This is a genomic window from Chromobacterium sp. IRSSSOUMB001 (assembly GCF_023507765.1).
Lineage (GTDB): Bacteria > Pseudomonadota > Gammaproteobacteria > Burkholderiales > Chromobacteriaceae > Chromobacterium > Chromobacterium haemolyticum.
This window is the reverse complement of the sequence record NZ_JALCYU010000020.1, coordinates 63,796-74,613: the sequence shown is the minus strand read 5'-3', so window position 1 is coordinate 74,613 and position 10,818 is coordinate 63,796. Positions and strand designations below refer to the sequence as shown.

The 10,818-nt window shown below is 60.5% G+C and carries 10 protein-coding genes; 2 read left to right on the top strand and 8 right to left on the bottom strand.

What is annotated here, in order from left to right:
• Positions 1–211: 211 nt before the first annotated feature.
• Positions 212–847 carry a pyrimidine 5'-nucleotidase gene (locus MOV80_RS21285; RefSeq protein ID WP_107732915.1) on the top strand — a complete coding sequence of 212 codons (636 nt, stop codon included), beginning with the start codon at positions 212–214 and terminating at the stop codon, positions 845–847.
• Positions 848–898: 51 nt separating this feature from the next.
• Here the strand turns inward: MOV80_RS21285 and MOV80_RS21280 are convergent, their stop codons facing one another.
• From MOV80_RS21280 to MOV80_RS21255, 6 genes are all read right to left on the bottom strand, one after another.
• Positions 899–1,963, bottom strand: a complete 1,065-nt coding sequence (locus MOV80_RS21280) for a spermidine/putrescine ABC transporter substrate-binding protein (protein ID WP_043594567.1) — start codon at positions 1,961–1,963, stop codon at positions 899–901.
• 213 nt (positions 1,964–2,176) lie between these two features.
• Complete coding sequence (locus MOV80_RS21275; RefSeq protein ID WP_039755527.1) at positions 2,177–2,971, bottom strand: ABC transporter permease; 795 nt, start codon at positions 2,969–2,971, stop codon at positions 2,177–2,179.
• Entirely contained in the window at positions 2,964–3,857 is an 894-nt protein-coding gene (locus tag MOV80_RS21270; RefSeq protein WP_019102512.1) for an ABC transporter permease, read from the bottom strand. Before MOV80_RS21270 ends, MOV80_RS21275 begins: the two co-directional genes overlap by 8 nt.
• A 6-nt stretch (positions 3,858–3,863) precedes the next feature.
• A complete protein-coding gene (locus tag MOV80_RS21265) occupies positions 3,864–4,949 on the bottom strand; it encodes an ABC transporter ATP-binding protein (protein ID WP_019102513.1) in 1,086 nt (361 codons plus the stop codon).
• A gap of 273 nt (positions 4,950–5,222) precedes the next feature.
• The gene (locus MOV80_RS21260) at positions 5,223–6,278 is read right to left on the bottom strand and encodes a PLP-dependent cysteine synthase family protein (RefSeq protein WP_019102514.1); all 1,056 of its coding nucleotides are present in this window, start codon (positions 6,276–6,278) and stop codon (positions 5,223–5,225) included.
• Between the two features lie 101 nt (positions 6,279–6,379).
• On the bottom strand, positions 6,380–7,000 hold the full coding sequence (locus MOV80_RS21255; RefSeq protein WP_043594562.1) for an OmpW family protein: 621 nt from the start codon (positions 6,998–7,000) through the stop codon (positions 6,380–6,382).
• A 150-nt stretch (positions 7,001–7,150) separates the two neighbouring features.
• Here MOV80_RS21255 and ubiD point away from each other — a divergent pair, with 150 nt between their 5' ends.
• Positions 7,151–8,626 (top strand): 4-hydroxy-3-polyprenylbenzoate decarboxylase, encoded by a 1,476-nt coding sequence (gene ubiD, locus MOV80_RS21250; protein ID WP_043594560.1) that lies wholly within the window; start codon positions 7,151–7,153, stop codon positions 8,624–8,626.
• A gap of 52 nt (positions 8,627–8,678) precedes the next feature.
• Here the strand turns inward: ubiD and MOV80_RS21245 are convergent, their stop codons facing one another.
• Together MOV80_RS21245 and MOV80_RS21240 are read right to left on the bottom strand one after the other, a co-directional pair.
• A complete protein-coding gene (locus tag MOV80_RS21245; RefSeq protein ID WP_019103651.1) occupies positions 8,679–8,990 on the bottom strand; it encodes a hypothetical protein in 312 nt (103 codons plus the stop codon).
• Positions 8,990–10,732 carry a hypothetical protein gene (locus tag MOV80_RS21240; protein ID WP_146176156.1) on the bottom strand — a complete coding sequence of 581 codons (1,743 nt, stop codon included), beginning with the start codon at positions 10,730–10,732 and terminating at the stop codon, positions 8,990–8,992. Before MOV80_RS21240 ends, MOV80_RS21245 begins: the two co-directional genes overlap by 1 nt.
• Between the last annotated feature and the right edge of the window lie 86 nt (positions 10,733–10,818).

Sequence of the window (10,818 nt, the reverse complement as noted above, 5' to 3'; positions counted from 1 at the left end):
TGTGAAATATACGTCACGCCCCCACACCCGTCAACACCTTTTGTGAAAGTTTTTTGACGAAAGCCGCCCCATGTAAGCTATCTCCATGATTTATATTGAATCATCTGCGCAAACAAACTTGAGCCTCGCCGCCGGCACTGATAAGGACTGTCGCTTTCGGATTGAAAAAACGATAATTCCTCCCCTCGTCCGCCCTTCTAGAAGCACGACAATGCGCAACAAAACCTGGATTTTCGACCTGGACGACACGCTGCACCACGCCAGCGGCGGCATTTTCGCCCACATTAGCCATGCGATGTCCGCCTATATGATGAAACATCTGCAGGTGGACGCTGTGGAAGCGCGCTTGTTGCGGGAGCGTTACTGGGCTCAGTACGGCGCCACCATGCACGGACTGGTGACCCATCACAACATCGATCCGCACGACTTTCTATTGGAAACCCATAAACTGGATGAGCTGGAGCAGTGGCTGTTCGCCGAACACAATCTGGCGGAGTCGCTGCGCGCCCTACCCGGCCGCAAGGTGATTTTCTCCAACGGGCCGCGTCACTATGTGGAGGGCATCTTGCAGCGCCTGGCGATAGAACGGCATTTCCATTCCATTTACGGCGTCGAGCAACTGGACTATGTGCCCAAGCCTCACGTGGGCGCCTTCCGTAAAGTGCTGACCAGAGAGAAACTGGTTCCGCGGCACTGCATCATGGTGGAGGACTCGCTGCCCAATCTGCTGACGGCGAAGAAGCTGGGCATGAAAACAATCTGGGTCAGCAAGCAGGTTCGGCGACCGGCGCATGTGGATATCCGCATCTCCTCCATTGGAGAACTGGCGCGCCGACGCTGGGACTGAAATGAAAAAAGGCCGGTTGCCCGGCCTTTTCCTACATAGAGAGTATTCCGCTTACTTCAACTTGATCTCGGACCACACCTTGTTCAGCTCGCGGCGGTCCTTGGCGTTCAGGTCTTTCAGCTGCTGCAGACGCGGCAGTTCGCTGGCGGTCGGGAAGATCGCATGCACCTTGGTCAGTTCCGGTTTGACGAACTTGCCAGCAGCGGCGTTGGGATTGCCCGAGCCCATCTCGTTGGTCAGACCGGAAGCGTTCTTGCCGTCCAGCATGAAGTTGATGAACTTGTAAGCCAGGTCCTTGCGCGGCGCATCCTTCAATATCACGAAGTTGTCCAGCGACAGGGTGTTGCCTTCTTTCTGCAAACCAAAATTGACGCCAAACTTGCGGCCGGCCTTCTTGGCGTCCTGCTGAGCCTGGTACATATCGTTGGAATAGCCCAGCGCAACATAAATGTTGCCCACGGTCAGCTCCTTGATATAGCTCTGGTTGTTGAAAGCCGCCCAGTAAGGCTTGGCTTTCAGGATCACGTCGCGCGCGGCTTTCCAGTCCGCTGGGTTGGTGGAATTGGCCGGCTTGCCCAGATACATCAAGGCGGCGGACACCAGTTCGCGCTGGGAATCCAGCACAGTGATCTTGCCCTTGAGCTTGGCCAATACGGCTGGATCGAAGATCAAGGCCCAGCTATTGGCCTTGTCCTGCAAGCCCAGCTCTTTCAGCTTGGTTTCGTTGTAGCCCAGCAGCGTGGTGGTGAAGGCGTAGGGTACGGAATACTGGTTGCCCTTGTCGAAGAAGCTGTTCAGATAGCCTGCGTTCAGGTTCTTGAAATTGGGCAGCTGCTTTTTATCCAGCGGCTGAGCCTTACCCTGCTTGATCAGCGCTTCCACCGCGAAGCCGGTAGGCACCACGATGTCGTAGCCCTTGGCGCCGGCGGCCAGCTTGGCCAGCATTTCTTCGTTGTCGCCGTAGAAGTCCTGCACCAGCTTGCACTTGCAGTAGGCTTCGAAGCTCTTGGCGGTGCTTTCCGACAGGTAGTTGTTCCAGTTGTAGAGGTGCAGTTCTTCCGCTGCGTACGCCTGAGCAGATACGGCCAGGGCAAGCGTCACGAGGACTTTTTTCATTGCGTTTTTCCTTCTATTCGCACGAGTGCGTTGCGACTACATGAAAAACCGGCCGGCTCCCTTGTGCCCGGCCGGGGCCCTACTACTTAGACCCGCCAACAAAACCCCTGGTCCTGCGTGCGCCGACTTGTCATACGACGAGTACTGCCTGCGTCGGCGCGCCTTGGCTCAGGTATGCTGCGCGGTTTTGTTTGCGGCTCTTAAAACAGGCTTTTAGCCATTGGCCCGCAATGCGCTGGGCGACACGCGCGAAGCAATGACGATCAGCACCAAGGTCAACAACATCAGCAAACTGGAAACCGCGTTCACCTCCGGCGTCACCGCGATCTTGATCATCGAGTAGATTTCCAGCGGCAGCATGCTGGCGCCGGCGCCGGCGGTGAAGAAAGTGATCACGAAGTCGTCGATGGACAGGGTGAAAGCCATCAACGCGCCGGCAATGATGCCAGGCTTGATCACCGGTAGAGTGATCAGACGGAAGGCCTGGAACGGCGTCGCACCCAGATCGCGCGCGGCTTCCACCAGGCTGTCGTCCATGCCCTGCATCCGCGCCCGCACCACGATGGCGACGAAGCCGATGCAGAAGGCTACGTGGGACAGCAGGATGGTGATCATGCCCAGTTCCAGAATGCCGATCAGCTGGTTGACGATGACGAAGAAGATCACCAGCGACACCCCCATCAGCAGTTCCGGAATGGCGATGGGCGTCAGCACCAGGAAGGGCAGCAGGCGCAGCTTGTAACGATGCATGGCGATACCGGCCAGCGTGCCCAGCACGGTGGAGCACGCGCTGGCGATGATGCCGATGATCAGCGAGTTGGCCGCCGCGCTCAGCATCTTCTCGTTGTGGAACAGCTTGTCGTACCACTTGAGAGTGAAACCCACCCATTCCGCGTTGAGCCTGGAGTCGTTGAACGAGTACAGCACCACAATGACCAGCGGCAGGTAGAGGAAAAGATAGGTCAGCAGCGCCGACGCCCACAACCAACGGGATTGTTTCTTAGCCACGTTTCTTACCTCCTCTGCCCACCATCGCGCCCAAGGCCGCGATCAGCAGCACGCCGCCCGTCAACATGATGGACAGCACCGAACCGAACGGCCAATCGCGAGTGTCCAGGATCTGCTGCTTGATCAGGTTGCCTATCATGATGGAATCGGTGCCGCCCAGGATGTCAGGGATGGCGAACATGCCGAGCGCGGGGATGAACACCAGCGCGGAGCCCGCGAACACGCCGGGCAGCGACAGCGGCCAAGTCACGCGCCAGAAGCGCTGCCAGGCGTTGGCGCCCAAATCCTGAGCCGCGTCCAGCAAGGCCATATCGTGCTTTTCCAGATTGGCGTACAGCGGCAGCACCATGAAGGGCAGGTGCACGTAAACCAGGCCGACGATGACGGCGAACGGGGTGAACAGCAGGCGCACCGGCTCGAAGCCCAGCGAAGTTACCGCCACGTTGAGCATCTTGGTGAACGCCGACTGCGGACCCAGGATAATCATCCAAGCGTAGATGCGGATCAGAAAGTTGGACCAGAACGGCAGGATCACCAACAGCAGCATCAGGTCGCGGTATTTCTTGCCGGAGCGGGCAATCAGCCAGGCCAGCGGGTAAGCCATCAGCAGGCAGACCACGGTGGTGATTCCCGCGTAGCCGGCGGATTTGATGAACAGCTCGATATAGAGCGGTTCCTCCACCAGCCGATAGAAGTTGTCCAGGGTGAGATCCCAGACCAGCTTGCCTTCCTCAAGGTAATACATCGGCGCGAGGCCGCCGTAATCGCCCGGATTGCGGAAAGCCGCCACCACCATGATTAGCGACGGCACCAGGAAAAACAGGATCAGGTAGACCAGCGGCGGCCACGACAGCGCCCACTTGCCGAATCGATCTCGAATCGCCATGCGCGTTTACTCCGTCAGGAAGCTGCCGGCGTCGAAGCGCCAGGCCAGTTCCACGATGTCGTTGTCGTCAAAGAATTTGGCGACGCCCGGGATGCTGTTGGGCAGCATCGCTTCCACCATCACGCCTTCGCCCACTTCCACCACGTAGAGCGTGACGTCGCCCAGGTACAAGCAGTCGTGGACGCGACCCTTGAAATAAGCCTCGTCGTTGTGAGCGGGCAGGCTTTTGTCCAGTTTGACCTTCTCCGGCCGCAACGCCAGCCAACCGGTCTGCCCTTCGCGCACGTCCGGCACGGTCAGACAGCGCACTTCGCCGCAGCCTTTCAGGTCCACCAGCATCGTGTCGCCGTCCACGCGCTTGACCTTGCCTTCCAGCACATTGCATTGGCCGAGGAAGTCCGCGACGAAGCGGTTCTTGGGCTTGCTGTAAATGGTTTCCGGCGCGTCCAATTGCTCCACCTGACCATGGCTCATCACCGCGATGCGGTGACTGAGCGCCAGCGCTTCACCTTGGTCATGGGTGACGTAAACGAAGGTGATGCCCACTTCTTTTTGCAGATTGATCAGTTCCAGCTGCATTTCTTCACGCAGCTTGGCGTCCAGCGCGGACAAGGGTTCGTCCAACAGCAGCAGCCGCGGACGATCCACCAGCGCTCGGGCGATGGCCACGCGCTGACGCTGGCCGCCGGACATCTCATGCGGGTAGCGGTCGCCGAACTGGGTCAGGCGCACGTCTTCCAGCAACTCATCCACCTGAGCGGCGATCTTGACCTTGTCCCACTTGGCCATCTTGAGCGGAAAGGCGATGTTCTCGCGCACAGTCATGTGCGGGAACAAGGCATAGCTTTGAAACACGGTGTGCACCGGACGTTTTTCCGGCTGCACCTGCGACATGTCTTGGCCATCCAGCAGAATCTGGCCGGAATCCGGCTGCTCGAAACCGGCCAGCATGCGCAGCAAGGTGGTCTTGCCGCAACCGGAGGGCCCGAGCAGGGTGAAGAACTCGCCGGCTTCTACCGACAAGCTGACATTGTTGACCGCCGTGTAGTCGCCGAAGCGCTTGACGACATTTTTGATTTCAAGGAGAGCCATTATCTTCCCCGCCCAAGAAAAAGGGCGCCAGTTTAACAAAAAAGATAAAGCTGAGGCCGTTGAAATCCCTTGAAAATTCAAGACCTCAGCGCATTTTTTCCATTGCGCGCGCCAAGCGTTCGAACTGGGGCGGTAAGTTGCTATTTTCTCAGCAGAAAACCGCGCGCCGCCCGCTGGTTTTCGGTGCGGCGCAACATGGTTCCAATTCAAATAATTGATGCTTTTTGACAACAACTGTCGGCATCTCGCCGTCTACGAGCCGCCAAACAGCGCTTACCACTGCCCTTCGTTAAAGAAGCGGCGGTAGCGCTCCACCCAGCTCGAGATGTCGAAACCGTTGGCCTTCAACCAATCGTGGTTGTAGTAGCTGCCCAGGTAGCGGTTGCCGTCATCGCAGATCAGCGTGACGATGGAGCCGCTGCGGCCCTGACTGCGCATCTGCCCCACCAGTTCGCAAACGCCGTAAAAATTAGTGCCGGTGGAACCACCGCAACGACGACCCAGCACTTCTTCCAGAAAGTGGATGGCGGCGTAGCTGGCGACATTGGGCACCCGGATCACACTGTCGATGACTGTTGGAATGAAAGAGGGTTCCACCCGAGGCCGACCAATGCCTTCCACCCCGGAGCCGCCCTCACAGCGGCAATCCATGCTGCCGGTATGGAAACTGTCGTAGAACACCGAGTTTTCCGGGTCCACCACGCAAACCTTGGTCGGCAACTTCTGGTAGCGCACGTAGCGGCCAAAAGTGGCCGAAGTGCCGCCGGTACCGGCGCCGCAGACGATCCAGTCCGGCACCGGATTGGGTTCGTACGCCATTTGGGTGAAAATAGTGTCGGCGATATTATTGTTGCCGCGCCAGTCTGTGGCGCGCTCGGCATAGGTGAACTGGTCCATGTAATGACCATTCAGCTCCTGCGCCAGACGCTTGGATTCGTCGTAAATGGTGGCAGGATCGTCCACCAAGTGGCTGCGCCCGCCATAGAATTCGATGGCGCGAATTTTTTCCTGAGAGGTGCTCTTGGGCATCACCGCGATGAAGGGCAAGCCCAACAAGCGGGAAAAATAGGCCTCGGACACAGCGGTGCTACCGCTGGATGCCTCGATGATGGTGCTGCCTTCGCGTATCCAGCCATTGCACAAACCGTACAGAAACAAGGAGCGCGCCAGCCTGTGCTTGAGGCTGCCGGTGGGGTGAGTGGATTCGTCCTTGAAATAGAGCTGTATCTCCGGCGCGCCGGGGATGGGCAACGGAATCAGATGCGTGTCGCTGGAGCGATTGAAATCGGCCTCGATCTTGCGCACTGCCTGGGCAACCCAATCAGTCATCTTGCTTCTCCAGTGTCGGAAAGTTCTCAATCGGCCATTCTAACGCGACAAGCAAGAAAAAACGCCCCGTAGGGCGTTTTGGGCTCGTAAAGGTTTTACGATCAGAACTTGGTGCCGAAGCCGATGCCGAATACCCACGGGTCGATCTTCAGTTCGCCCAGTTTGGCGCCGCCCAATTGATCGGCGGTCACGTCGGTCTTGATCCAGATTTTCTTAACATCCAGGTTGACGAACCAGTTCTTGTTGATCGCGTAGTCCGCGCCCAGTTGCAGCGCCGGGCCCCAGCTATTTTTCTTCACGCTCAAATTGGTATTGGCGGCTGCCGCACGCAAACCATCATTGTAGAAACGGGTGTAATTGATGCCGGCGCCCACATACGGACGGAAGGTAGCGTCCGGAGCAAAATGGTATTGCAGGGTCAGGGTCGGCGGCAGCACCGATACTTTGCCGACGGAACCGAAAGCGTTAGTGGTGATTTCGTGGCGAGTGGTGCCCAGAATCAGCTCCGCGCCGATGTTGTTGGTGATCATGTAGGTGAAGTCGACTTCCGGCGCCCAAGAATCTTTGGCGTCGACATTCAAGCCCGCCACCGCGCCGGAGTTGCTCCAGCTGGCGTCCGGGTTAACATTGATCACGCGGAAGCGCGCCAGAATGTCGCCTTGGGCGGCAAAGGCGCTAGCGGAAACCAGGCCGATCATTGCGGCGAGAGCGAGCTTTTTCATATAGGGTTCTCCTGTCATGTTTGGTCGAATGCAGGCCTTGCGCTTGCCGCCATCGTTGACTTTGACTGCGGGCAGCAGTAGCGTTCGGCGTCCGGTGGCAGATTATCCAAGCACCTAATATCAAACTTTGCGCCAGATCATGAGATGGTCATGAAATATGCAGATTTACGGGAGTTTGTCTCCCAATTGGAACAACAAGGCCTGCTGAAGCGAATTGCAGCCCCGGTCTCCCCGCGCCTGGAGATGACCGAGATTGGCGACAGGGTACTGAAAGCCGGCGGTCCCGCGCTGCTGTTCGAACAGCCAGTCAAGGACGGCAAGCGTTTCGATTACCCGGTGCTGGCCAATTTGTTCGGCACCCCGGAGCGGGTGGCGCTGGGCATGGGCGCCAGCGATGTGATGCAGCTGCGCGAGATCGGCAAGACCCTGGCCTACCTGAAGGAGCCGGAGCCGCCCAAAGGCCTGAAAGACGCCTGGGACAAACTCCCGCTGTTGAAACAGCTGCTGTCGATGGCGCCCAAGGAAGTCAGCAAGGCGCCCTGCCAGCAAATCGTCTGGGAAGGCAAGGAAGTCGATCTGGAGCGCTTGCCGATCCAGCACTGCTGGCCCGGCGACGTGGCGCCGCTGATCACCTGGGGCCTGACCGTGACCCGCGGCCCCAACAAGAAACGCCAGAATCTGGGTATCTATCGCCAACAGTTGATTGGCCGCAACCGCGTCATCATGCGCTGGCTAGCCCACCGCGGCGGCGCGCTGGATTACCGCGAGTTCCGCCAGCAATTCCCGGATCGCCCCTATCCGGTGGCGGTGGTGCTGGGCTGCGACCCTGCGACGATACTGGGCGCGGTGACGCCGGTGCCGGACACCCTGTCCGAATACCAGTTCGCCGGTCTGCTGCGCGGCAGCCGCACAGAGTTGGTGAAATGCCTGGGTTCGGACCTGCAAGTGCCGGCGCGCGCCGAAATCGTGCTGGAAGGCCATATCCACCCCGACGACACCGCGATGGAAGGCCCTTACGGCGACCATACCGGCTATTACAACGAGCAGGACCGCTTCCCGGTTCTGACCGTGGACCGCGTCAGCATGCGTGAAAACGCGATCTATCACAGCACCTACACCGGCAAGCCGCCAGACGAGCCAGCGGTGCTGGGCGTGGCCTTGAACGAGGTGTTCGTGCCCATCCTGCAAAAGCAGTTTCCGGAGATCGTCGATTTCTACCTGCCGCCGGAAGGCTGCAGCTACCGAATGGCCGTGGTCAGCATCAAAAAGCAGTACCCCGGCCACGCCAAGCGGGTGATGATGGGCTGCTGGAGTTTCTTGCGCCAATTCATGTACACCAAGTTCATCGTGGTGGTGGACGACGACGTCAACACCCGGGACTGGAAGGAAGTGATCTGGGCGATCACCACCCGCATGGACCCGGTACGCGACACCACCTTGATCGAGCACACGCCTATCGACTATCTGGACTTCGCCAGCCCAGTGTCCGGCCTGGGCGGCAAGATGGGCCTGGACGCCACCAACAAGATGCCCGGCGAAACCAATCGCGAATGGGGCGTGCCCATCGTGATGGACGAAATGGTCAAACAGCGCGTCGACTCGATGTGGCGGGATTTGGGCCTGTAGGCCCGGAAGACAAGCGCCTGGCGTCGTCAAGACGCCAGGCGGTTTTCACGACTCAACGCGGCTCAAGCACTTCCGCCTGCAGCAACACGGCCTCGCGCCCCAACAGCGGATGGGTCTTGAACGGCCCGGCCCGATAGCGAATGCGCGAACCGGTCCGCTTTTTCAACGCGGCCACTTCCGCGGCCCCCAAGCCCTTGCCGTCGGCGGCGGGCTGGATGACGAAGGTGCCGCCATCCCCCTTCTCCACGCCCAGGCGCACCAGCGGCGGCGCGCCCACAGCCACCAGGGTGCCCTCCTCCCACGGCGGCAACCCCATGGCGCCGACGCCGGCGCAAAGGCCCAGCCACAGTAGCAGCCCGCGCATCACGGCTTGACCAGGATCAGGTGGCTGTTGGCCGGCACCGTCACCCGCGCCACGCCGCGGGACAGCGGTAGGCTCTGCTTATAGGTTTCCGCCGTGGCCAACGCGCTCCAGCCGATTTCCTGCGCCTGGAACGGCACCGCCGGCAGCAGCAGGCTCTTGCCCTGGGGAAAGTACTGGTTAGCCGGCAAGTTCAGCGTCTTGGCCGGGAAACCGTAGCCGCTGGCCGGATTGCCACCCAGCGCCAGCGTGGTGTTGAGGCGCAGCATCAGACTGCTGTAATCGCCGCCGCCCACCGCGCGCAAGCCGTCGTTCAAGGCCCGCTCGCCGGTATTGCCTCCGGTCACCCACGGCTTCATCACCCCCGCGCCGAACTGGTGCAGCATCTGCATGCCCGCCGCCAGCGCTTTCGGGTAGCAAGTGTAGTTCGACGCCGCCACGCTCCAGCCCTTCAGATTGCAAGCCGGCCGGCGCAGGAAGCTTTCGAAGTCGCCGCCGCGGCGCAGGTCCGGATGGGAGTTGGCGTCGCTGCCGCGACCGCCGGTGAAGGTGTCCGCCGACACCAGATAGCCCATGGTCTGGGCCGCCAGCTCGTTTTCCCACACTGTGGGATTGCCGGAGCTCGGCGGCTTGCGCAGGATTTTGTTGTAGGCGTAAAGCACATGCAGGTATTCATGCGCCAGCGTGGACAAGGCCAGGCTGGGGCCGTTGCCCTTCATGGTCCAGTTGCGGCCCGGATCGGCCTGGGCGAAGGTGTCCAGGTCCACGAAGGTGGCCAGCGCCTGGTTGCTCTTGCCCACCACGTCGCGGCACTCTTGGTCGGCGCCGCACACGGTCGGCGCGGCCGACGCCAGCAAGGCGTTGGTCCAGCGCACATAACCGAGCAGACGGCCGCCGCCGGCCTGGTTCGGATCGTTCAACCGGCTCAGTACCAGATGCACGTCCTTGGTGTCGCCGGGCAGGGCCAGCGCGCGCCAGCCCGGATCGATGTCGTCGCCCCAGGGCTCGCTGACCACCGAGGCCTCCAGTGGATATACGCTGTTGGCGAAGCGCTCGGCCAGCGCGTCGGCTTGGTCGCTGCCTACGCTGACGTCCAGCCCGTCCTGCGCCCAGACGTAGACCTTGCCGCCGCCGTTGGGCAGGTCGCGCATCGCTTGCAGGCTGGTGGCGCTGTCCTTGTCCATATCGTGCCAGACCCGCTTGTCGCCGATCGCGTAGCTGCTCGCCTGTAGCTTGGCCTGCTCCGCCAGCAACCGGTGCGAACCGACGGCCCGCAGCGACAAGGCGCCGGAGCGGGCCGCTGCGCCCACCGCGGCCATCACCGCCCGGCTTTCCGCCTCCAGACGCTCCGCGGCGGCGTCCGATCCGCCGCGCAGGCCGGAAGCGCCCAGCTTGGCCTGGCTGGAGGTGTCGCCGCTGCTGACGCGCGACACCACCATCTGCCAGCCCGTGCTCAAGGCTGCGCCGCTGATCGACACCGTTTGCGCCAATACGCCGGTATTGGTGTATTGGTAGGCGGAGCCCGATTGCGCCCTGCCGGCCGAGGCCGGCAAACGGCACGCATTGCCCGAGCACTGCAGCGCCGCCACTTCCGCGCCGTCCGTCGCCAGCATCCTGCCAGATGCCGACGCTCCAACGGCCGTGCCGCTGCTGCTGTTGCCGGCGCTGCCGCCGCCACCTCCGCCGCAGGCGCTCAACAGCGCCGAAATCACGGATACCGCCAATATTGTTTTTGTGCTTTTCATCCCTGTAGTCATCCATTTCATGTATTGAGAATGAGAAAAAATACTAATTCCATTCCAATGGCAATGACTACGGCAAATAATTACCT